The sequence below is a fragment of the Rhodococcus sp. A14 genome, assembly GCF_011603105.1.
Classification (GTDB): Bacteria; Actinomycetota; Actinomycetes; order Mycobacteriales; family Mycobacteriaceae; genus Rhodococcus_F; species Rhodococcus_F opacus.
This window is the reverse complement of sequence record NZ_JAAOQS010000050.1, coordinates 5,608-32,311: the sequence shown is the minus strand read 5'-3', so window position 1 is coordinate 32,311 and position 26,704 is coordinate 5,608. Positions and strand designations below refer to the sequence as shown.

1 protein-coding gene is annotated in these 26,704 nt (G+C 70.8%); it reads left to right on the top strand.

What is annotated here, in order from left to right; genetic code table 11:
* The first annotated feature begins 4 nt into the window (after window positions 1-4).
* Window positions 5-26,704, top strand: a complete 26,700-nt coding sequence (locus G9373_RS24150; protein WP_167117099.1) for a non-ribosomal peptide synthase/polyketide synthase — start codon at window positions 5-7, stop codon at window positions 26,702-26,704.

Genomic DNA, 26,704 nt, shown 5'->3' with positions numbered 1-26,704 from the left:
TCGAGTGTGCCCAGGACAAGGTGAAGGACCCGTTCCGGGGGCGGGAGAAACGCGCCGCCCCGCGGACCTCCGTGTTCCGGGCGGCGGCGAACCGATTCCGCTCTCGGCGGCGCAGCGGGCCACGTGGTTCGCGCAGCAACTCGAACCGCAGGTCCCGATCTCCATCGCCCAGTACGTGGAGTTCCACGGTGTGCTCGACATCGACCTGCTCCGGCAGGAGACGGTGGAAGCGGCCCGTGAGTTCGAATCACCCTTCCTCAAGGTGTACGACGTCGAGGGCCGGCCGCTGCAGTACGTGGACCATCGGACGGACACGTCGATCGCGTACGTCGACTTCCGTGCGGAAGACGACTCGGTGGCGGCGGCACACGAATGGATGGAACGCGATTACGTCACGCCGCTCGACCTGAGCGCCGACCGGCTGGTCGAGACGTCGATCCTGCAGACCGGTGACACACACTTCCTGTGGTACAGCAGGATTCACCACGTCGCGCTCGACGGCTACGGCGCCATGACGATGCTGCGCCGCATCGCACACCGCTATTCCGCGAAAATCGCGGGCCGCGAACCGGATCCGAACCGGGCGGTGAGCCTGCGGCAGTTGTACGACATCGACAGCCGGTACCGCGCCTCCGAGCGTTTCGCAACCGATCGAGAGTACTGGGCCGCGCGGGTCGCCGGGCTCGAGGGCACCACGCTGGCGCGGACGGCGGGGCAGGTGTCGGCCACCAGCACGGTGGAGAGTGCCATCCTCTCGGACGACGTCGTGGCGGTTCTCGATTCCCGCGACAGTCTGTCTGCGGCGACCATCATCGCGGCCGCGGCATGCTACCTGTCGCGACGTACCGGCAGAACCGATGTACTGGTGACGATTCCGGTGTCGGCGCGCACCACGGCGGTGCTGCGCAATTCCGGTGGCATGCTCGTCAACGTGGCCCCGATGCCCGTCAGCGTCCGGGCCGACGACACCGTCGCGGAACTGATCGAGAAGGTCCAGCGTGAGCTGGTCGCCGCACTGCGACACCAGCGGTGCAGCCTCGACGACATCCGCCGCGACGCCGGCGACACCGCGACGACGGCACTGTACGGGCCGATGGTGAACGTCATGTTGTTCCGCCAGGAGGTCGCGCTGGGTTCGCTTCTCGGCGATTTCCACATCGTCACGTCGGGCCCGGTCGAGGACCTGCTGATCAACGTGTATCAGAGCGGCACCCCCACCAGGATCTTCGTGGACTTCCGCGCGAACCCCAGCCGCTACGAGGAGGCGGAACTGCGGGAGCACCATCGGCAGTTCGTCGAGTTGCTCGAGGAACTGGCCACCGCAGATCCGGCGTCCCGGGTGGGCAGCATTCACGAGACCAGTGCCCGCACCGGCGAACGACTTCTGCGCGAGGCCGAGGAAATCGAGTATTGGCGCCGGCAGCTGGACGGGTTGCCCGACTTCCTGCCGTTGCCCACCGACCGCCGCCGGCCGGCAAGGTTGTCGCCGGCGAGCGACCGGGTCACCGTCGTGATGCCGGGGGAGTTGCACCGCCGCGTGGCCGCACTGGCCGACGCCGCCGGCACCACCGGCCGAACGGTGTTCCTGACGGCCCTGTCGATCCTGCTGGGCAGGGTGACCGGAAGCAGCGACATCGCCGTCGGAATCGCCGTGGACGTGGGCGATCGCACGGATACCGTGGTGGTGCGATCGCGTTACGCGAGCGAGGTGTCGTGCCACGACTATCTGTCGCACGTCCGGGACGTCGCCACCGAGGCGGTGGCGCACACCGCTGTTCCGTTCGACCGGCTGGTGCGGGAGCTCGACGTGTCGGTGTCGGACGCGTACGCACCGATCGTTCAGGTGCTGCTCGACACCCGCGCGCCCGGCTCCCCGGGTTGCACCGTCTCCGGCCTCGACCTGTGCGTGACCGTGACCGAAGCGGTCGACGAGTCGGGGGCTGCGGCGGGTGTGACCGTCGAATTCGGTTTCGCCGCAGAACTGTTCGACGTCCACACGATCCGGGTGGCCGCCGACCGGTACCTCCGCATACTCGGCGCGATGGCGGCCGACCCCGAGGTTCCGGTCGGAGACATCGAGATCCTCTCCGCGGACGAACGTTCCGCGCTGACACCGGTACGAGGACGCCCGGGCCGGTCCGAGCGCACCCTGCCCGACCTCTTCGCGGACGCAACCGCGCTGGATCCGGCGGCGACGGCCCTGTCGCGGCAGGGCGAGGAGTTGTCGTACCGCGAGCTGGACCGGTGGTCGACGCAGGTCGCGCGAATGCTGATCGACCGCGGGGTGGGGCCGGAATCGTTCGTCGCGCTGGCACTGCCGCGCTCGTTCCGGTCGGTGGCCTCCGTGTGGGCCGTCGCGAAGACGGGGGCGGCATTCGTTCCGGTGGACCCGAACTACCCGCCCGATCGGATCGACTACATGCTCGCCGATTCCGGTGCGGTGCTGGGCCTGACGGAGGAGTCGCTGCGGGGACGCCTCCACGATTCTATTCCCTGGTGCGTGCTCGACGACCAGGACTTCCAGGCCGCCTGCGCGGCCCGGCCCGACAATCCGGTGACCGACTCCGACCGCATCCGGCCCCTGCATCTCGACAATTCCGCGTACCTGATCTACACGTCCGGCTCGACGGGGCAGCCGAAGGGCGTCACCGTCACGCACCGCGGGCTCGACAACTTCGCGGCCGACCAGCAGGAACGCTTCGGCGCCACGAGATCGTCCCGGACACTGCACTTCTCGACGCCGAGTTTCGACGCGTCCGTCTTCGAGTACCTGCAGGCGTTCGGGGTGGGTGCCACGATGGTGGTCGTGCCGCCATCCGCGTACGGTGGCCCGGAACTGGCCGACCTCCTGCGGTCGGAACGCGTCACGCACGGCTTCGTCACCACGGCCGCGCTGGGCACGATCCCGCCGGATGCGCTGGGCGACTTCCTCGACGTGGCCGTGGGCGGTGAGGTCTGCCCGCCCGAACTGGTGGCCCGGTGGGCGCCGGACCGCAGGCTGCACAACGCGTACGGTCCCACCGAAACGACCGTCATGGCGAACATCAGCGCACCGATGACCCCCGGTGACCCCATCACACTCGGCGGGCCGATCAGAGGTGCCGAGGAGGTGGTACTCGATGCCCGGCTCCATCCGGTACCCGTCGGGGTACCCGGTGAGCTGTACATCGCCGGTGCCGGTGTGGCGCGGGGCTATCACCGCCGTCCCGGTCTCACCGCGGCGCGCTTCGTCGCCGACCCCTACGGCCGCGGCCGGATGTACCGCACGGGTGACGTGGTGCGGTGGCGGCCCGACCACACGCTCGAGTACCTGCGGCGCAGCGATTTCCAGGTGAAGGTGCGGGGTTTCCGCATCGAGCTCGGCGAGATCGACGCGATTCTGCAGACACATCCGGACGTGCGGCTGGCCGTCACCATCGGCAGGCCGGGGCCGTCCGGGGACACGGTCCTGGTCTCGTACGTCGTCCCGGCCCCAGGCAGGCCGATCGAGACGACGGAACTGCTGCGACAGGTGCGGAACCGGTTGCCGGCGTACATGGTTCCCTCGGTCGTCGTGGTGCTGGACGAGATCCCGTTGACCCCGGTCGGCAAGCTGGACCGCGCGGCACTGCCGGAACCGCGGTTCCTGTCCGCGGCCGCCGAATTCAAGGCGCCTACCGACCCGGTCGAGGAATCGATCGCCGAGGTCTTCACCGAGGTCCTCGGCGTCGAACGGATCAGTGTCGACGACAGTTTCTTCGACCTCGGCGGCAATTCTCTCGTGGCGACGCGGGTGATCGCGCGCGTCAACGCGGCACTCGGATCGGACGTGGGTGTGCGAGCGTTGTTCGAGGCGCCCACCGTCGAACTGCTGGCCGCGTACGTTCGCCGTTCCGGTACGGAACTCGTGGACCGACCGCCCCTGGCCGTCGGGGAGCGGCCCGAACGGATCCCGTTGTCGCTGGCGCAGCAACGGATGTGGTTCCTCAACCAGTTCGACACGTCGTCGGTGGCGTACAACATCCCGATGGCCGTGCGCCTACTCGGACCTCTGGACTCCGACACGCTGCGGGCCGCGGTGGGCGACGTCATCGAGCGGCACGAGTCGTTGCGCACCGTGTACCCCGCGTCGGCGGACGGGCCGTACCAGGTGGTGGTCGACACCGCGGACGTCGTCCCCGACCTCACCCCGCACGTCGACGGCGACGAGTCGCTGCACGAGAGGATCGCGACCCTCCTCGCGGGCGGATTCGACGTGAGCGCGAAGGTCCCGCTGCGGGCGGCGCTGTTGTGGATCGGCCCCGACGAACACGTGCTGGTGATCGTGGTGCATCACATCGCCGCCGACGGGGCGTCGCTGGCGCCGCTGGCCCGCGACCTGATGGTCGCATACGCGGCACGCCGGTCCGGGACACCGCCGAGCTGGGAGCCGCTGCCCGTGCAGTACGCCGACTTCAGCGTGTGGCAGCGTCGCCTCCTCGGCAGTGCCGACGACGCGGACAGCCTCATGTCCCGGCAGTTGCAGTACTGGCGCGGTGTGCTGGCCGAACTCCCGGAGGTCAGCGCCCTGCCGCTGGACCGGAACAGGCCGGTGACCCGCTCGCTCGAGGGTGCGACCGCGGCGTTTGCGATCGACGCGGGCCTGCACCGGCAACTGCTCCTCCTCGCGCGCGAGCACCACGCAACCCTGTTCATGGTGATGCACGCGGCGCTGGCCGTGCTGCTGTCGAGGATGTCCGGATCGGGCGACGTCGCCATCGGCACCCCGATCGCGGGTCGTGGCGAGGCGGCGCTGGACGACCTCGTGGGGATGTTCGTGAACACGCTGGTGCTGCGGACTCCGGTGGAGCCCGGTGAGGTGTTCACCGACGTGCTGGCCCGGGCCCGCGACACGGATCTGGGCGCGTTCGGGCACACGGACGTTCCCTTCGAGAGCGTCGTCGACGAGCTGGCGCCTGGCCGGTCGACGTCCCACTCGCCGCTGTTCCAGGTGCTGCTCGAATTCCAGAACACCGTGCGCGCCCACCTCGAACTGCCGGGCCTGACCGTCGAGGCGGTCGACGTCGACCCGGGGGTCGCCAAATTCGACCTGCAGCTGTCGCTCGCCGAATACCACGACGAGAAGGGCACCGCCGCAGGTATGGCCGCCGCATTCCTGTACGCGACGGACGTGTTCGACCGGACGTCGGTGGAGGGGTTCGGGGAACGCTTCGTCCGGGTGCTGCGGGCGGTGGTCGACGACCCGGCGGCGGTGGTGGGGGACATCCCCGTTCTCGGTGCGGTCGAGCGCGACCTGGTGCTGGACCGGTGGAACCGTGCGGGTGTCCCGGCCGACGCGCAGACCGTGGTCGAGTTGCTCGCGCGGGTGACCGCGTCGACCCCGGACGCCACTGCGGTCGTGTGCGGTGACGAGACGCTGACCTACGGCGAACTGGACGAGCAGGCGAACCGGTTGGCACGGTTGCTGATCGCCGAGGGGGTGGGAACCGAGTCGCTGGTCGCGGTGATGGTGGATCGCACGCCTGCCCTCGTGGTGACGTTGCTGGCGGTGCTCGCCGCCGGCGGCGGGTACGTCCCGGTCGACACCAGCTATCCCGCCGAGCGGGTGGCAGCGATGTTCGAGGACGCGCGACCCGTCTGCGCCGTGGTGAGCGCGGAATTCGCGTCGCTGGCGCCGGCCGGAATTCCGGTGGTGGCGATCGACGATCCGGCGACGGCGCGTGCGGTGGCCGAACTGTCCGGGCTGCCGGTCACCGACTCGGACCGGTTGCGGCCGCTGTGGGCCGACGCCGTCGCGTACGTCATCTTCACGTCGGGGTCGACCGGGCGGCCGAAGGGCGTCCAGGTATCACATCGGTGCGTCGTCACGCTGCTCGCCAACACCCGGGAGCTGTTCGGGTTCGACTCGTCCGACGTCTGGACGCTGTTCCACTCGTACGCGTTCGACTTCTCCGTCTGGGAACTGTGGGGTGCGCTCGTCCACGGTGGCCGGCTGGTGCTGGTCGACTACTTCACCGCACGATCGCCGGACGCGTTCCTCGAACTGCTGCGCCGGGAACGGGTGACGGTGCTGAACCAGACCCCGACGGCGTTCTACCAGCTGACGGAGGCCGATCGTGCGGCGAACGCCGTCGAGGACACCGACCAGGCGCCACTGTCTTTGCGGCACGTGATCTTCGGCGGCGAAGCCCTCGACGTCGGGAAACTGGAGCGGTGGTACACCCGGCACGACGACCGGGACCCCGTGCTGGTGAACATGTACGGCATCACCGAGACCACGGTGCACGTCAGCGTCCTCGCCCTCGATCGTGCGCTGGCGGCGTCCGTACCGGGCTCGGTGATCGGCGGCGGACTCCCCGGTCTGCGTGTCTACGTCCTCGACGGCCGGCTGCATCCGGTGCCGCCCGGAGTGGTGGGTGAGCTGTACGTGTCCGGCGACCAGGTGACCCGCGGCTATATCGGCAGGCAGGGTTTGACCGCGACGCGTTTCGTCGCCGACCCGTTCGGCCACCACCGGGCGGGGGCGCGCATGTACCGGTCGGGCGACGTCGTGAAGTGGGGTGCGGGCGGCCGGCTCGAGTACATGGGGCGCAGCGACTTCCAGGTGCAGCTGCGCGGGTTCCGGGTGGAACTCGGCGAAGTGGAGGCGGCTCTGGCCGCGTGCGCCGGGGTGGCGCAGTCGGTGGTCGTGGTGCGCGGCGACGACCGGGACGGCGACCGGCTGGTGGGCTACGTGGTCCCGGAGATGGGTGCGGATGTCGATGCGGCGGCGGTTCTCGACGCGGTCGGGGCGAGCGTTCCGTCGTACATGGTGCCGGCCGCGGTGGTGGTGATCGACGCCCTGCCCCTGACGGTCAACGGCAAACTCGACCGGAAAGCGCTGCCCGAAGCGGACTTCGGCACGTCGACGGTGGGGTTCGCCGCCCCGCGCAATCCGGTGGAGGAGATCGTCGCCGCCGTGTTCGCCGACCTGCTCGGCATCGTCCGGGTGGGGGCGAACGACAACTTCTTCGCGCTCGGCGGGAACTCGCTGACCGCGACCCGGCTCGTCGCCCGCCTCAACGCCGCGGTCGGCGACCGGCTGGGCGTGCGGGACGTGTTCGACGCCCCGACTGTCGCCGGGTTGGCCGCCCGCGCCGAGGCCGGGGAAACCAACCTGGAATCCCGGCCGGCGCCGACCCCGCGGGATCCGTCGCGGGAGGTCCCCGTCTCGCTCGCACAACAGCGGATGTGGTTCATCAACCAGTTCGACACGGCCAGTGCGGCGTACAACGTCGCGATCGCGCTCCGCCTCACCGGCACGCTCGACACGCAGGCGCTGGAAGCGGCCGTCGCCGACGTCGTCGAGCGCCACGAATCCCTCCGCACCGTCTTCCCCCTCACCGACAGCGGTCCGCGGCAGGTGATCCTCCCGGCGGAGAAGGTGGCGCCCGCTCTCACACCGCACGCCGTCGAGTCGGCGGACCTCGGCGCGGAACTCCACCGCCTGCTCTCCGCAGGGTTCGACGTGACGACGGAGGCACCGGTGCGGGCCCGGCTGTTCGGGGTGAACGAGCACGAGCACGTGCTGGCCGTGGTCGTGCATCACATCGCGGCGGACGGCTTCTCGATGGTTCCGCTCGCCCGCGACGTCCTGTCGGCGTACACCGCGCGGCGCCGCGGCGTCGCGCCGGACTGGACCCCGCTTCCTGTGCAGTACGCCGACTACACACTGTGGCAACGGGACTGGCTCGGCGACGAAGACGACGGCGGTTCGCCGCTCGTCCGCCAGCTCGACTACTGGACCGCGACACTGGCCGACCTCCCGGATGTGCTGGAATTGCCGACGGACCGGCCCCGCCCGGCCGCCCGGACCCTGGGTGCAGGCCGCGTCGAGTTCGAGATCGACCCGGACCTCCACCGGAGCGTCGTGCAGCTCGCCCGCAGGCACGGATCGACCGTGTTCATGGCCCTGCACTCCGCGCTGGCCGTCCTGCTGTCGCGGCTGAGCGCGTCGGACGACGTCGCCGTGGGCACCCCCATCGCGGGCCGCGGCGAGGCCGAGCTCGACGACCTGGTCGGCATGTTCGTGAACACCCTCGTGCTCCGGACCCCCGTCGACGGCGCCCGCACGTTCGCCGAGCTGCTCGCGCAGGTCCGCGAGGCCGATCTCGGGGCGTTCACGCACGCGGACGTCCCGTTCGAACGCGTCGTGGAAAGCCTGCGTCCCTCCCGCTCGACGGCGTACTCGCCGCTGTTCCAGGTGATGCTCGAATTCCAGAACACCGAGCGCCCCGAGCTGGAGCTGCCGGGCCTCCACGTCGAACCCCTCGACCTCGCGTTCGACCCGATCAATTTCGACCTCCAGCTGACCCTGCGGGAGAACGCCGACGCCGAAGGGCATCCCGGGGGCCTCAGTGCGGCGCTCGGGTACGCCACCGACATCTTCGACGCGGACACGGTGGCCGCGTTCGCCGAGCGCCTGGTCCGGATCCTGAGCGCCGTCACCGAGTCCCCGGACGCCCCGGTCGGCGACGTCGACGTCCTCGGCGCCGGCGAGCGGGTCGCACTGACGTCCGCGAGCGGGGGCCCCGGCGTGGCGGCTCGGACGCTGCCGCAGTTGCTGGCGGCCGCCACGGCCGCGGACCCGGACGCCGCGGCGCTGTCCTTCGAAGGACGTGAGGTGTCCTACCGGGACCTCGACGAATGGTCGAACAGGCTCGCCCGGCTCCTGATCGAGCGCGGCGTCGGCCCGGAACAGGTGGTGGCTCTGGCGCTGCCGCGGTCGATCGAATCCGTGCTGGCGGTCTGGTCGGTGGCCAAGACCGGGGCCGCGTTCCTGCCGGTCGACCCGAATCATCCGGCCGACCGCATCGAGTACATGCTCGGTGACTCGGGCGCCGTCGCCGGTCTCACCACGGCCGCGTTGCAGTCGGCCCTTCCCGCGTCGATCCCGTGGCTGGTGCCGGGCGACCCCGGAACCGAGGCCGAACTGGCGCTGCTCCCGGCGGCGGCGGTGACCGACACCGACCGCACGTCGGCGTTGCACGTGGACCACCCCGCGTACGTCATCTACACGTCGGGATCGACGGGCAGGCCGAAGGGCGTGGTGACCACACACCGCGGCCTGGCGAATTTCGCTGCGACGGAGCAGAACACGTTCGACACGACCGCGGCGTCCCGCACCCTGCACTTCGCGTCGCCGAGCTTCGACGCCTCCGTGCTGGAGCTGATGCTGGCGGTCGGGCCGGGCGCGACGATGGTGATCGCGTCCCCGTCCGTCTACGGCGGCGAGGAGCTCGCGGATCTGCTGCTGCGCGAGCGGGTCACGCACTGCTTCGTCACCCCGGCGGCGCTCGCCTCGGTCGATCCCGCCGGCCTCGAGAGCGTGCGGTGCGTGGTGACCGGCGGCGAGGCCTGCCCACCGGAACTGGTGGCCCGCTGGGCGCCGGGCCGGGCCATGTTCGACGCGTACGGTCCGACCGAGTCGACCGTCGTGTCGAGCATCAGCACCCCGCTGGCGCCGGGCGAACCGGTCACGATCGGCGCGCCGACGCTCGGGTTCACCGAGGCGGTCCTCGACGCGCGGCTGCATCCCGTACCGGCGGGGGTCGCGGGGGAGCTGTATCTCGCCGGCCCCGCGCTCGCACGTGGCTATCACGGGCGATACCCGCTGACTGCGGAACGCTTCGTGGCCAACCCCTTCGGGCCGGCGGGCAGCCGGATGTACCGGACCGGCGACCTCGTGCGCTGGACGGTGGACGGGCAACTCGACTACCTGGGGCGCACCGACTTCCAGGTGAAGATCCGCGGATTCCGGATCGAACTCGGCGAGGTCGAATCGGCGCTGCTCGCGCACGGCGACGTGGCGGCGGCGGTCGCCGACGTGCGCCGGGACGAACGGTCCGGCGACCGGCTGATCGGGTACGTGGTCCCCGAACCCGGAGCGGACATCGATCCGGGCGAGGTGCTGCAGTTCGCGGGCACGCGGCTCGCGGCGTACATGGTGCCCGCCGCCGTCGTGGTGATCGCGGCGCTCCCGGTGACGGTCCACGGCAAGCTCGACCGGAAGGCGCTGCCGGAACCGGACTTCGGTGTCGCCGTCACCGACAGTCGTCCGCCGCGGACCGAGACGGAGGCGCTGCTCGCCGGTCTGTTCCGGGACGTGCTGGGACTCGAGTGGGTGGGTGTGGACGATTCGTTCTTCGCGCTGGGCGGCGACAGCATCATGTCGATCCAGCTGGTGGCCCGCGCGAAGGCAGCCGGCCTGATTCTCTCCCCGCGGGACGTGTTCGAACGCAGGACCGTCGCCGGTCTCGCCGAGGTGGCCCACTACGAGCGCGCGGATACCGTGGTGCTGGAGGAACTTCCCGGCGCCGGCGTCGGCCCGGTTCCGCTGACACCCGTCGTCGCGTGGATGCTGGGGCGCAGCGGCGGCCGGCTGGACCGGTTCTCCCAGGCCGTGCTGGTCACCGCGCCGCCCCGGCTCACCCGCGACGATCTCGCCGCCGCCGTCGACGCCGTGCTGGACCGCCACGACATGCTCCGCGCGCGGCTCGCCGTCGACGAGGCGGGGCAGTGGGCCATGACGGTGCTGCCGGCCGGATCGGTGCCTGCCGACGCGCTGATCCATCACGTGCCCGTGACGTCGTTCGACCCTGGTGATTTCGATGCGGTGGCGAGGGCGGAACTGAACGCGGCGGCGGACCGCCTGGACCCGGCCTCGGCCAGCATGGTGCAGGTGCTCTGGTTCGACGGTCCCGGCGGGCAGGGGCGGTTGCTGCTGGTCGCGCATCATCTCGTGGTCGACGGCGTGTCGTGGCGGATCCTGATCTCGGATCTGGCGGCGGCCCACACCCGCGTCGCCGAGGGTTTGCCCGCCGCGCTGGCTGCCGTGGGGACGTCGATGCGGCGGTGGTCACACGGACTCACCGAGGCCGTGGGGTCCCGACGCGCCGAAGCGGGCCGGTGGCAGTCGATCCTGGACGGCCCCGATCCGCTCGTCGGCTCCCGGCCGCTGGATCCCGCAGTCGACGTCGATGCCACGACGGGCCGCGTCACCGTGGAAGTACCCGCACACGTCACCGAGGCACTCCTCACCACGCTGCCCGCCGCCTTCCACGGCACCGTCGGAGACGGCCTCCTCACGGCGCTCACGCTGGCGATGATTCGGTGGCGGCGCCGTCGTGGGGTCGAGTCGGCCGACGTGCTGATCAACCTCGAGGGTCACGGACGCGAAGACCACGTCGTGCCCGGCGCCGACCTGTCCCGCACCGTCGGGTGGTTCACCACACTGTTCCCGGCGCGACTCGACCTCACCGGCATCGGCGTCGACGCCGCCCTCGCCGGCGACGACGCGGCCGGGTCCGCGATCAAGGCAATCAAGGAACAACTCCTCGCCATCCCCGATCACGGCATCGGCTACGGGATGCTGCGGTACCTGGATCCGGTCGGCTCGGAGGCACTGCGCCGATTCCGGCCACCGCAGGTGAGTTTCAACTATCTCGGCCGGGTGGCGACGAGCGGGGGCGACGTGCCCTGGCTGCCCGTCGCCGGCAGCGGGGACCTCGGCGGAACCCAGAACTACGACATGCCCGCCGCCTGGGTCGTGGACGTCAACGCCGCCACCACCGCCCGGGACGGCGCCCCGGTACTCACCGCGACGTGGTCGTACCCCACGGGTGTGCTGGCCGCCGAGGACGTGGAAGAGCTGTCCGCACTGTGGGTTCGGGCACTCACCGCCCTGGCCGAGCACGCGAGCCGTCCGGGCGCAGGCGGGCTGACACCGTCCGATCTCGATCTGGTGTCGGTCGGGCAGACAGACATCGACCGGTTCGAGAGCACCTACCCGGACGTCGCCGACATCTGGCCGTTGTCACCGCTGCAGGCCGGTCTGCTGTTCCACGCGCAGCTGTCCGAGCATCGCCTCGACGCGTATCAGGTGCAGCTGGTCCTCGACCTGCGCGGCACCGTCGACTCCGCCAGACTCCGCCGCGCCGCACAGGGCCTGCTCGACCGGCACGCGAACCTCCGGGTGGCGTTCGCCGACACCGGTGGCGGACCGGTCCAGGTGGTACTCGCGAGGGCGACCGCGCCGTGGACCGACGTCGACCTGTCGGATCTCGACGACACCCGGATCACGACGGAGGCGGCGGCACTCGTCGCGGCCGAGCGCGCCGTCCCGTTCGAGATGTCCGAGGCGCCGCTGCTCCGATTCACGTTGCTGCGCATCGCACCCGACCGGTACCGGCTGGTCGTGACCCATCACCACATCCTCCTCGACGGATGGTCGACGCCGCTGGTGATCAAGGACCTGCTCGTCCTCTACGCCACGGACGGCGACACGACGGCCCTTCCCCGCGTCACGTCCTACCGCGACTACCTGCAGTGGATCGGCAGGCAGGACCACGAACGGTCTACGGCTGCCTGGGTATCCGCCCTCGCCGGCTCGGACGAGCCGACGTTCGTGGCGCCCGCGGCGCGCGGCGAGCAGAGCTTCGCCGAACCCGAGGACGTGCGCCTCGACGTGGGCGAGGAGAAGACCCGGGCGCTCGAGACCCTCGCGCGGGAGCACGGGCTGACGTTGAACACCCTCGTCCAGGTGGCGTGGGGGCTCGTGCTGACCACGCTCGGCACCCGCGAGGACGTGGTTTTCGGAGCCACGGTGTCCGGCCGCCCACCGGGAGTAGCAGGCATCGAGTCGATGGTGGGGCTGTTAATCAACACGGTGCCCGTCCGGTTGCGCCTGCGCCGCGAGGAGACGCTCGCCGAACTGCTGCAGCGTTTCCAGCGTGAACAGTCCGCCCTCCTCGATCACCACTACGTGGGACTCACCGAGATCCAGCGCGCCGTGGGCGAGGGCGCCGTGTTCGACACGCTGACCGTGTTCGAGTCGTATCCGGTGGACCGCATGGGGTTGTCGGAAGACACCGACATCGACGGCATGCACGTCGCCGGGATCGAGGGGATCGACTCCACCCACTACCCGTTCACCCTGATGGCGCACGTCGACACCGGACTGCACCTGCGACTGCGGTACCAGCCGAACGTCTTCCAGAGCGAGTTCGCGGAGTCGGTGGCGGCCCGCGTCGCGCGCGTCGTGCAGATCCTGCTGTCGGACGTCGATACACCCATCGCCCACCTCACCCTGCTGTCGGAGGCCGAACTCCGGGAGTACACCGCGGTGTCCGGGGCCCCCGCCGGTCCGCCGAAGACCCTGCCCGAGATCCTCACCGCCTCGGCCGGGAACCGGCGGGAGGCGCCCGCGCTCGTCTTCGACGGACGCGAGACGAGCTACCGCGAACTCGACGAGCGGTCGAGCGCGCTGGCCCGCGTCCTCATCGAACGCGGTGCCGGGCCGGAGACGTTCGTGGCGCTCGGGCTACCCCGATCACGGGAATCGGTGCTGGCCGTGTGGGCGGTCGCGAAAGCGGGCGCGGCGTTCGTGCCCGTCGACCCGAACTATCCCGCCGACCGCATCGAGCACATGCTGGCCGATTCCGGTGCGGCACTGGGTGTGACGACGTCGGCGCACCGGCACCGATTGCCCGGTTCCGTGCCGTGGCTGGTGCTGGACGATCCGGCCTTCGACCGCACGTGGGCCGCCGCATCGCCGGTCCACGTCACCGACCTGGACCGCCGGTCGGTGCTCGACGTCGACCACGCCGCGTACGCCATCTACACATCCGGGTCCACCGGCAGGCCGAAGGGCGTCGTCGTCACCCACCGCGGTCTGGCGAACCTGCTCACCGAACAGACCGAGCACTACACCGTGTCGCCCGACGCCCGGTGCCTGCACATCTGTTCACCCAGCTTCGACGTGGCGATACTCGAACTCGTCCAGTCGTGTGCCGCCGGGGCGACGCTCGTCATCGCTCCCCCCGACGTATACGGCGGGGCGGAACTGGCCGCGCTGCTGCGGCGCGAACGCGTCACCCACGCCTGCATCACCCCGGCCGTCCTGGCCACCGTGGAGCGCGATCGCATCGAGCACCTCGAGGCGCTCGTCGTGGCCGGCGACGCCGTCGGTGACGAACTGGTCGCCGCGTGGGGTGCGGATCGGGCGATGTTCAACGGGTACGGCCCCACCGAGGCCACCATCCTCACCACGTTCAGCCGGCCGATGAGACCGGGCGAGCCGGTCACCATCGGGAGCCCCGTCCGGGGCATCGCGCTGTCGGTCCTCGACGCGCGGCTGCAGCCCGTTCCGGCCGGGGTGCCCGGCGAGTTGTACATCGCGGGACCGGCGCTGGCCCGCGGATACCACCGCCGGCCTGCGCTCACCGCGGAGCGGTTCGTCGCCGACCCCTACGGCGGCGGCCGGATGTACCGCACGGGCGACGTCGTGCGGTGGCGTCGCGACCACACCCTCGAATACCTCGGGCGCAGCGACTTCCAGGTGAAGATCCGCGGTCAGCGCGTCGAACTGGGGGAGATCGATTCCGTTCTCACCACCCATCCGCACCTCGACTTCGCCGCGACCCTCGGCAGGCCGGGCCCGCTGGGGGACACGGCGCTGGTGTCGTACGTGCTGCCGCACGACGGCGAGGAGGTGGCGGCGCCGGACGTGCTCGCGTTCGCGGGCCGGATCCTGCCCAAGTACATGGTGCCCGCCGCGGTGGTCGTCCTCCACGAGATTCCACTGACCCCCGTCGGCAAGCTCGACCGGAAGGCGCTGCCCGCACCGGAATTCACGTCGGCGACCATCGGGTACCGGGCGCCCACCACTCCGGTCGAGGAGGCCGTCGCGCAGGTGTTCGCCGACGTGCTCGGTGCCCCGCGTGTCGGTGCGGACGACAGCTTCTTCGAACTCGGCGGCGACTCGCTCAGCGCCACCCGGGCGGTGGCGCGCATCAACTCCGCCCTCGACGCCGGGATCGGCGTGGCCGCGCTGTTCGACGCGCCCGTCGTGGCCGATCTGGCGGTCCGGATCGACTCGGCGGCGACGGCGACCACCCCGTCGGTGGCACTCGCCGCACGACCGCGCCCCGACCGGATCCCGTTGTCGCTGGCGCAGCAACGCATGTGGTTCGTCAACCAGTTCGACACGTCTTCGCCCGCCTACAACATCCCGATCGCTCTGCGACTGACCGGAGTCCTCGATCACGCCGCCCTGCTCGCGGCGGTCGGCGACGTCGTCGAACGGCACGAATCGCTGCGCACCGTGTTTCCCGGGTCGGTGGACGGACCGCACCAGGTGATCGTCGATCCCGGGCGGGCCACCCCCCGCCTCGATCCGGTGGCCGTCGCCGGTGACCGTGCACTGCGGGACGCCCTCGCAGCCCTGGTCGGCGCCGGTTTCGACGTGAGCGACGAGATCCCGTTCCGCACAAGTCTGTTCGAGCTGGAGCCCGAGCAGCACGTCCTGGCCATCGTGGTGCACCACATCGCCGCCGACGGGTTCTCCATGATGCCGCTCGCCCGCGACGTCATGCTCGCGTACACCGCCCGGACCGTGGGGGACACCCCCGGCTGGACTCCGCTGACGGTGCAGTACGCCGACTACAGCGTGTGGCAGCGGGACTTCCTCGGCGCGGTCGACGACCCGGACTCGGTGCTGTCGAGGCAGCTGGGCTACTGGACGGACACCCTGTCCGGTGTGCCCGAGGTGCTGCAGATCCCGGTCGACCGGCGGCGCCCCGCCCAGCGGTCGTACGGCGGGGACGTCGTCGAGTTCGAGGTGCCGGCCCGGCTGCACCGGGCGTTGAACACGATCGCGGCCCGACATAATTCGACGCTGTTCATGGCGGTCCACGCGGCGTTCGCCGTCCTGCTGTCCCGGTTGTCGGGCACGGACGACGTCACGATGGGAACGCCCGTCGCCGGTCGCGGGCAGGCGGTGCTCGACGACGTGGTGGGCATGTTCGTCAACACGCTCGTGCTGCGAACGGTGGTGGATCCGCGGGCGTCGTTCGGTGAGGTACTGACCGCGGTCCGGGCCGCGGACCTCGGTGCGTTCGAGCATGCGGACATCCCGTTCGAGCGGCTTGTCGACCATCTCGCCCCCGAACGATCCACGTCGCACACCCCACTGTTCCAGGTGCTCATCGAGTTCCGGAACGCGGAGGGCACCCACCTCGAACTGCCCGGACTCACCGTCGACTCGCTCGACGTGGACCTCGGCGTCGCGAAGTTCGACCTGGAACTGAGCGTCGCCGAACAGATCGACACGGACGGCGCACCGGCCGGACTCGCTGCCGGACTGCGGTTCGCGACGGACGTGCTCGATCGCGGCACCGTGGCGCGGTTCGGGGACCGGTTCCTGCGGGTGCTCGAATCGGTCGCCGCTGCCGAGGGCCTCCCGGTGGGCGACATCGAGATCCTGGACAGGGTGGAGCGGGATCTGGTGCTGCCGGCGCTCGCCGAGCCCGCCGCGCCGGACGCGACCCTGGCGGAACTGTTCGAGCGGGCCGCGCAGCGATCCCGCCACGCGACGGCCGTCGTGTGCGAAGGCGTCTCGCTCACCTACGACGAGCTGGACAGCCGGGCGAATCGTCTGGCGCGGTTGCTGATCGCGCGGGGCGCCGGCCCCGAGACCCTGGTGGCCGTCGCCGCGGCGCGGTCGGTGGATCTGGTGGTGGCGCTGCTCGCGGTGGTGAAGTCGGGCGCCGGCTATGTGCCCGTGGACGTCACGTACCCGGCGGAGCGGCTCGCGTTCGTGTTCGCCGACGCCCGGCCGGTGTGTGTGCTGACCACCGAGGCCGAATCCGGCGCGGTCCGGGCGAGCGGGGTCCCGCTCCTCCTCGTGGACAGCGCGGAGACGGTGGCAGAACTCGACCGTACGTCGCCGCTGCCGGTGACCGACGGCGACCGGACCGGACCGCTGCGCCCGGACTCGGTGGCGTATGTCATCTACACCTCCGGCTCGACGGGCCGGCCGAAAGGCGTTCAGGTGGCGCACCGCAACGTCGTCACCCTGTTCGCGAACACGCAGCCCCTGTTCCGGTTCGATGCCTCCGACGTGTGGACCATGTTCCATTCGGCGGCGTTCGACTTCTCCGTGTGGGAGTTGTGGGGCGCGCTGCTGCACGGCGGCCGGCTGGTGGTGGTGGACTACTTCACGACCCGCTCACCCGACATGTTCCTGCGACTGCTGCGGGACGAGAACGTCACCGTCCTGAATCAGACCCCCACCGCCTTCTACCAACTCGCCGAGGCGGACCGGGTCGCCGGCGCCGCCGAACTCGCCCTCCGCGTCGTGGTGTTCGGCGGCGAAGCCCTCGACCTGGGGCAGCTCACCCGCTGGTACGCGCGGCGCGTCGACACCGCCCCGGCGCTGGTGAACATGTACGGCATCACGGAAACCACCGTGCACGTCAGTCACCTGCCGCTGGACGAGGAACTCGCCGCATCCGCCTCGGCCTCGGTGATCGGCCGGGCACTGCCCGGCCTGCGCGTCTACGTGCTCGACTCCCGCCTGCACCCGGTGCCGCCGGGAGTGGTCGGGGAACTCTACGTGTCGGGCGGGCAGGTGTCCCGGGGTTATCTGGGCCGGTTCACGCTCACGTCGACCCGGTTCGTGGCCGACCCGCACACACCCGGATCGCGGATGTACCGGTCCGGCGACCTCGGCCGGTGGAACACGGACGGCCAGCTGGAATATCTGGGCCGCAACGACTTCCAGGTGCAGGTCAAGGGTTTCCGCATCGAGCTCGGTGAGGTGGAGTCGGCGCTCCTCGACTGCGACGGTGTGGCGCAGTCGGTGGTGTCGGCGCGGCGCGAACGACTGGTGGGCTACGTGGTGCCCGAGGCGGGCCGGGTGCTGGACCCGGCCGGAATCGTCGACGCGGTCGCCGACAGGCTGGCGGCGCACATGGTGCCCGCGACCGTGGTGGTGCTCGACGCCCTACCCCTCACGGTGAACGGCAAACTCGACCGCCGAGCGCTGCCCGAACCGGACTTCGGACGGCAGGTGTCGCTCAGTCGTGCCCCCGCCACGGAGACGGAGCGGATCCTGGCCGCACTGTTCGCCGAGGTCCTCGGCCTCGAATCGGTGGGTGTCGACGATTCGTTCTTCGCGGTGGGCGGCGACTCCATCATGTCGATTCAGCTCGTCACCCGGGCGAAGGCGTCCGGGGTGGTGATCACCCCGCGGGACGTGTTCGAACGCAAGACGGTTGCCGCACTCGCGGAGGTCGCGACCGCGGGGGAGGAGACCGTCACGCTGGAGGAGTTGCCCGGCGGCGGCGTCGGCGAGTTGCCACTGACCCCGATCGTGCACTGGATGCTGGGCAGGGACGGCGATTTCCGGCGGTACTCCCAGGCCGCGCTGTCCACGACCCCCGCCGCACTGGACGAAGACACGCTGACGGCGGCGATGCAGGCCGTCCTGGACCGGCACGACATGCTGCGCGCCCGACTGTACCGCAGCGACCGGGCCGAGCGGGGTGCGGCGATGGTGGTCGCACCGCCCGGCTGGGTGCGGGCGACCGCGGTGGTGCGCACGGTGCCGCTCGACGCCGCGGACTCGTTCACCGAGGCCGCGTCCCGCGAACTGGACGCCGCCGCGGGCCGGCTCGACCCGGAGTCGGGTGTGATGGTGCAGGCGGTGTGGTTCGCGAGCAGCGCGACACCGGCCGCCGCGGGACGGCTGCTGATCGTCGCCCATCACGTGGTGGTCGACGGGGTGTCGTGGCGCATCCTCGTCCCCGACCTCGCCCTCGCCTGCGCTCAGGTGCCGTCGGGTGAGCCGCCTACCCTGCCCGGCATCGGCACGTCGATGCGCCGGTGGGCGCACGCCCTCACGGATGTGGCGCAGGAACCCTCTCGCACAGCCGAACTCGACCTCTGGCGGCGGATGCTCGACACCCCGGACCCGCCGCTCGGGTCGCGGCCCCTCACCGCAACCGACATCCAGACCTCCGACGTCGAGGTCCGGGTTCCCGTCGAGGTGACGGAGGCGCTGCTGACGACGCTGCCCCAGGCCTTCCACGGGAGTGTCGGCGACGGACTGCTGACGGCGCTGGCGTTGGCGCTCGTCCGCTGGCGCCGGGCGCGCGGCATCGAGTCGTCCGGCGCCCTGGTGAATCTCGAGGGGCACGGTCGTGAGGAGCAGGTGGTGCCGGGCGCCGATCTCGCCCGCACCGTCGGCTGGTTCACCACGATCTTCCCGGTGGGCCTCGACCTGAGCGGCGTGGACGTCGACGACGCGTTCGCGGCCGGCCCCGCCGCCGGTGCTGCGGTCAAGGCCGTGAAGGAGCGGTTGCAGTCGATCCCCGACCACGGCATCGGGTTCGGGCTGCTCCGTTACCTCGACGCCGAGACGGCGCCGGAGCTCGCGGCCCTGCCGAGCGCGCAGGTGAGTTTCAACTACCTCGGCAGGCTCGGTTCGGGTTCCGCGGCGGACGGCGACTGGACGCCGGTCTCCGACGCGGGGCTCGCCGCCGCCGCGCAGTCCGGGCTGCCCGCGGCGGCCGTCGTCGACGTGAACGCCAGGACCACCGACACCGCCGCCGGTCCCGCCCTCACCGCCACGTGGTCGTTCCCCGTCGGGGTGATCGCCGCCGACGACGTCGGCGAACTCGCGGGGCTGTGGGTCGGCGCGCTCGAGGCCCTCACCGCGCACGCCCGGTCCGGTGGCGGCGGCTTCACCCCGTCCGACCTGAGCCTCGTCCGGCTCGGCCAGAGCGCGATCGACGACCTCGAGCGCCGCTACCCGGCGATGACCGACGTCTGGCCGCTGTCGCCGCTGCAGGCGGGCATGCTGTTCCATGCCGAACTGGCCGACGAATCGGTGGACGCCTACCTCGTCCAGCTGATCCTCGACCTCGGCGGCGACGTCGATGCGGAACGACTGCGCCGGGCCGCCGGCGCCCTCCTCGACCGTCACCCGAACCTGCGCAGCGCGTTCTGTCACGACACCGAGGGCGGGGCCGTGCAGGTGGTTGCGGGCCGGGTTGCGGTGCCCTGGCGGGAGATCGACCTGAGCGGACTGGACGAGGACGCGGCGACCGCCGAGGTCGAGCGACTGCTGGCCGCCGACCGGACCACCCCGTTCGACATGACCACCGCACCGCTGATCCGGTTCCTGCTGGTGCGGACGGCCGGCGGCCGCTGCCGGCTGGTGTCGACGAACCACCACATCCTGCTCGACGGCTGGTCGATGCCGCTGATGATCCGGGAACTGCTCACGCTGTACGCCACGAATGCCGACCTGGCGCCGCTGTCCCGGGTGCGGGACTACCGCGACTACCTGGCGTGGATGAACAGGCGCGACACCGGCCTGTCCGCGCGGGCCTGGGCGGACGCACTCGCGGGTGTGGAGGAACCGACGCTGCTGGTGCCCGCCGACCGGGCTCGGCAACTGTCGACCGTGTCGCGGGAGTGGGTGTTCGACCTCGACGAGGACCGGACCGACCGGCTGCGCGAATCCGCGCGTGCTCGCGGGCTCACCCTCAACAGCATTCTGCAGACGGCATGGGGCATCGTGCTGGGGATGCTCACGGGACGCGACGACGTCGTGTTCGGCGCCACCGTCTCCGGCCGGCCGCCGGAACTCTCCGGCATCGAGACGATGGTCGGGCTGTTCATCAACACCGTGCCGGTGCGCGTCACGCTGCGTCCGGAGGAGACGCTCGGCGCGTTGCTGGAGCGGGTGCAGGCCGAGCAGGCGGCGATGCTCGATCACCACTACACGGGTCTCGCCGAGATCCAGGACGCCGCGGGTCCCGGCGTCGGGTTCGACACGCTCACCGTGTTCGAGTCGTACCCGGTGGACCGGGCCGGGCTGTCGGAAGACACCGACATCGCCGGGCTCCGCGTGACCGGCGTGGATGCCCGCGACGCCGCCCACTACCCGCTGAGCCTCGTCGCGTCGGCGGCGGCGAGCCTGCACCTGAAGTTCGAGTACGTGCCCGACCTGTTCGCCCCCGGCGCGATCGAGGACATCGCCGAGCGGGTGGTGCGGGTGCTCGATGCCTGCACCGGACCCGACGTGCCGCTCGCCCGGCTGTCGCTGCTCACCGAGCGCGAACGGGCGGAACTGGTACCGGTCCGCGGTGGTCCCGCCGGCTCCGTCCGCACGCTCCCGCAGATCTTCACGGACGCGGCCGCCGTCGACCCGGATGCGGTCGCCCTGTCGTCCGGCGACGTCGAGGTGTCGTACCGGGAGCTGGACGAGCGGTCCACCCGGCTCGCCCGTGCTCTGATCGACCGCGGACTCGGCCCGGAAACATCGGTGGCCGTGGGTATCCCACGCTCGATCGAGTCGGTGCTGTGTGTCTGGGCGGTGGCCAAGACCGGGGCCGTGTTCGTGCCCGTCGACCCGAACTATCCGGGCGAGCGCATCACGCACATGCTCACCGATTCGGAGTGCGCACTCGGGCTGACGACGTCCGAGCATCGCGCCCGCCTGCCCGAGACCACCGACTGGCTGGTGCTCGACGATCCCGCGTTCGTCGCCGAGTGCGCGGCCGCATCCGCGGCACCGGTCGACGACGGCGACCGCAGGGGACCGGTCACCCTCGACACGGCCGCATACCTCGTCTACACGTCGGGGTCCACCGGCAGGCCGAAGGGCGTGACCGTGACGCACCGCGGTCTGGACAATTTCGCGCGCGACCAACTCGCCCGCTTCGGGGCGGACCCCGCATCCCGGACGCTGCACTTTTCGACACCGAGCTTCGACGGATCCGTATTCGAGTACCTGCAGGCGTTCGGCGCGGCAGCGACGATGGTGATCGCGCCGCCCACGGTATTCGGCGGCGACGAACTCGCCCAACTGATCCGCGAGCGGCACGTCACCCACGCATTCGTCACCACGGCGGCACTCGCGTCCCTCGACCCGGCGGGGCTGGATCATTTCACCGACGTCGTCGTCGGCGGCGAGGCCTGCCCACCCGAACTCGTGAACCGGTGGGCGCCGGGACGCCGGTTGTACAACGGGTACGGACCGACCGAGACCACGATCATGTCCAACATCAGCGATCCCCTGATCCCGGGGGAGCGGATCACCATCGGCGGACCGATCCGCGGTGTCACGGAGTTGGTGCTCGATTCCCGGTTGCAGCCCGTCCCGGTCGGGGTTCCCGGGGAGTTGTACCTCGCCGGTGCGGGACTGGCGCGCGGCTACCACCGGCGCCCCGGGCTGACGGCAGAACGGTTCGTCGCCGACCCCGCCGATCCCGGGAAGCGGATGTACCGCACCGGCGACATCGTGCGCTGGACGCCCGAGCACACCATCGAGTACCTCGGCCGCAGCGACTTCCAGGTGAAGGTGCGTGGGTTCCGCATCGAACTCGGCGAGATCGACACCACCCTCATGGCCGACTCCGACATCCGGTTCGCGGCCACGGTCGCCTACCGCGGACCGGCCGGGGACACACTCCTCGCGTCCTACGTCGTGCCCGCGCCCGAACGTGCTCTCGATACCGAGACGATCACCCGACGGCTCGCGGGCAGACTGCCCGCCCACATGGTTCCGTCCTCGATCACGGTGCTGGACCAGATCCCGCTGAACGCCGTCGGCAAATTCGACCGCAAAGCCCTGCCCGCACCCGAATACGACGTCGGCACGCGCGAATACCGGGTACCCGCCGATCCGGTCGAGGAGATGGTGGCCGAGGTCTTCGCGGAGGTCCTCGGACTCGACCGGGTGAGCGCGGATGCGGGATTCTTCGACCTCGGCGGCAACTCGCTGAGCGCGACCCGGGCGGTGGCCCGCCTGCGCGCCGCACTCGGCACCGACATCGGCGTGCGCGCGTTGTTCGAGGCGCCCACCGTCGAGGCGTTCGCCGCGCGCATCGAGCACGCGGGAGCGGGTCCGTCCGGCCGTCCCGCCCTCACCGCCGGGGACCGTCCCGACCGCATCCCGCTGTCCTTCGCTCAGCAACGCATGTGGTTCATCAACCAGTTCGACACGAGTTCGCCCGCCTACAACATCCCGATGGTGGTGCGGCTCACCGGCGACCTCGACGTGGATGCGCTGACCGCCGCCGTCACGGACGTCGTGACCCGGCACGAGTCGTTGCGCACCCGCTTCCCGCTCCGCGACGGCGAACCCGTCCAGGAGATCCGCGCGCCCGCCACCCCGATGCGCGCGCCGACCCCGGTCGCGGACGAAGGCCTCCTCCGGGAGGAGCTCACCCGGCTGGTGTCGGCCGGCTTCGACGTCGCCGCCGCCGTCCCGCTGCGCGTCGCCCTGTTCTCCCTGGACCCGACGGATCATGTGCTCGCCGTGGTGGTCCACCACATCTCGGCCGACGGCTTCTCCATGGCACCGCTGGTGCGGGATGTGATGATCGCGTACGAGTCCCGCGTCCACGGTCGCGCTCCCGCCTGGACGCCGCTGCCCGTGCAGTACGCCGACTACACACTGTGGCAACGCAGGCTGCTGGGGTCCGAGGACGACCCCGGATCGCTGATCTCGCGGCAACTGGCCTACTGGGAGTCGGCGCTCGCGGGGCTGCCCGAACTCCTCGAACTGCCTGCCGACCGTCGGCGTCCCGCACAGCAGTCGTTCCGGGGCGACCGGGTGCGCTTCGCGATCGACCCCGGCCTGCACGAGCGGATCCGGACGGCGGCGCGAGAGTACCGGTCCACCGAATTCATGATCGTGCACGCCGCACTCGCCGTTCTGCTCGGCCGGCTCGGCGGCACCGGGGACGTGGCGATCGGCACCCCGATCGCCGGCCGCGGCGAGGCGGCGCTCGACGACCTCGTCGGCATGTTCGTCGGCACGCTGGCGCTGCGCACCCCGGTAGCGGCGGAACAGCCGTTCCGTGACCTGCTCGCTCGGGTCCGCGACGCCGACCTCGGTGCCTTCGCGCACGCCGACCTGCCCTTCGAACGGGTGGTGGACGCAGTCGGACCGGTGCGGTCGACCGCCCACTCGCCGCTCTTCCAGGTGTCCCTCGAATTCCAGAACACCGAGAATCCCGCCTTGCGGTTGCCGGGGCTGACCGTCGAGGGGCTCGATCCCGACCTCGCCGTCGTGAAGGTGGACCTCGAGGTGATCCTCGACGAGCGGTTCGCCGCGGATGGCAGCGCTGCGGGGATGGTGGGTGCGATCGACTACGCGACCGACCTGTTCGACGCCGACACGGTGCGGGGGTTCGCAGAACGGTTCGTGCGCATCCTCGACACCGTCACCGCCGAACCCGGTTTTCCGGTCGGCGACATCGAGATCCTCGGCACCGACGAAGTCGCGGCGCTCACCCCGGCGCGCGGTGCGCCCGACGCCCCGAATGTCCTGCTGCCGGAACTGCTCTCGGCCGCGGTCGAACGAGACCGGAGTGCCGACGCGGTGTCGTACCGGGGCCGGACGATCAGTTACCGCGAACTCGACGAATCCTCCAACCGGTTGGCGCGCCGCCTGATCGAGGACGGTGCGGGTCCGGGAACGACCGTCGCTCTGAGCCTGCCGCGCTCGATCGAATCGGTGCTGTCGGTGTGGGCGGTCGCTCGAACGGGCGCGGCGTTCCTGCCGGTCGACCCCGGGTATCCACTCGACCGCATCGAGCACATGCTCACCGATTCCGGGGCGGTGTCCGGGGTGACCCTTCGGGCACACCGAGATCGGCTGCCCGGCACCGTGAACTGGATCGTTCTCGACGACGCCGAAGCCGAGGAGCGGATCCGGGTGCAGTCGCCTGCCCCCGTCACCGATGCGGACCGGACGGCGCCGCTGCACGAATCACATCCCGCGTACCTCATCTACACGTCCGGATCCACGGGCGTCCCCAAGGGAGTGGCCGTCACGCACCGCGGCCTGGCGAACCTCGCCGCGGAGGAGCGCGACCGTCTCGCCGTCACACCCGGCGCCCGGGTGCTGCACTTCGCGTCGCCGAGTTTCGACGCCTCCGTGTTCGAACTGGTCATGGCATTCTGCGCGGGCGCGACGCTGGTGATCGCCCCGCCGACGATCTACGGCGGCACCGAACTGGCCGGACTGCTGAGCGACGAGCGGGTGTCCCACGGATTCGTCACCCCGACCGCACTGGCGTCGATGGACCCCCTCGGCTTCGAGTCGCTGCAGACGCTGGTCGCGGCCGGTGAAGCCTGTCCACCCGAACTCGTCGCCCGGTGGGCGCCCGGCCGCAGGATGTTCAACGCCTACGGGCCGACCGAGACGACGATCATGTCGAACATCAGCGAGCCGCTGGTGCCGGGCGACCCGATCACGCTCGGCGCACCCACCCGCGGCGTCTCCGAGGTGGTGCTGGATTCGCGGCTGCGCCCGGTGCCGGTCGGTGTGGTCGGTGAGCTGTACGTGTCGGGACGCGCCCTGGCGTCCGGGTATCACCGTCGGCCCGGACTGACGGCGTCCCGTTTCGTGGCCGCCCCCTGGGGTGTGCCGGGCGAGCGGATGTACCGCACGGGAGACGTGGTGCGGTGGCGCCGGGACGGCACTCTCGAGTACGTCGGGCGCAGCGACTTCCAGGTGAAGATCCGCGGGTTCCGCATCGAACCCGGCGAGATCGACGCGGCACTCACCGATCATCCCGACGTCGGGTTCGCCGTCACGATCGGCCGTGCCGGGCCTGCCGGGGAACCGCTGCTCGTGTCCTATGTCCGTCCGATCGGCGGCGCGGACCTCGACACCGCGGAACTCACCCGTCTCGTCGGGGAGCGTCTGCCCGCCCACATGGTGCCCGCCGCGATCGTCGTAATCGACCAGATTCCGCTGACCCCGGTGGGCAAGCTGGATCGCGCCGCACTGCCCGCACCCGAGTTCCTGTCGGGCGCTCGCTTCCGGTTGCCCGCGAACGACCTCGAGGCGGCAGTCGTGGACGTCTTCGCCGAGGTGCTCGGTCTCGACCGGGTGGGGGCCGAGGACAATTTCTTCGAGAGGAGCGGCAACTCCCTGCTCGCCACGAAGGTGATCGCCGCCCTGCAGGAGAGACTCGATCGGAAGATCCCGCTGCAATGGATGTTCCTCGATCCGACCCCGGCCGGCCTCGCCCGCAGGATCGCCCTGCCGTCGGCGGAGGGCGGTGTGACGGAGGCGCTGGGGGTGGTGATTCCGCTGCTCACCGAGGGCGCCGGACGACCGCTGTTCTGCGTCCACCCGGGAATCGGGCTCTCCTGGGGGTATGCGGGTCTCGTCCGGTATCTGCCCGCCGACCGGCGCGCGTACGGACTGCAGTTGCCCACGATCAGCGGGGACGGCGACTACCAGTCGATCGAACAACTCGCGCACCGGTACATCGAAGAGATGAGGGTCATCCAGCCGGAGGGACCGTACGACCTGCTCGGCTGGTCTCTGGGCGGGGTCATCGCGCACGCGATGGCCGTCGAACTGCAGAGGGCAGGCGAGGAGGTCGCCACCCTCACGGTCATGGACAGCTATCCCGACAACGGCGAGGATCCGCTTTTCGGGAAGCTCGACATGCGGGATCTGCTCCGCGGACTGGGGCTCGTCGTCGCCACCGACGGCGACCTCACGTACGAACGCGCGGCGCAACTGCTGAACGAATCGTGGGGCAGCGACTCCGGGCTGCGCGGCGAACACCTCGAGCGAATCAACGCCGGATACGAGAATTCGCGAAACCTCGTCCACCGGTTCGAGCCACAGGTCTACGATGGCGAGCTGCTGATCTTCCCCGCGACCGGCGACGACGACGGCACCACGCGCGCCCGGTCGGCGGACGAGTGGCGACCGCTCGTGACGGGTCGAATCGTGGAACATCCGGTGGACTGCGGGCACAACGACATGATCGAGCCGCAGTCCCTCGCTGTCATCGGGCCGGTGCTGTCGAGGTATCTCGAGGCCGGTCGCACCCGTCGCCGCGAGAACCGAATCCGCTGA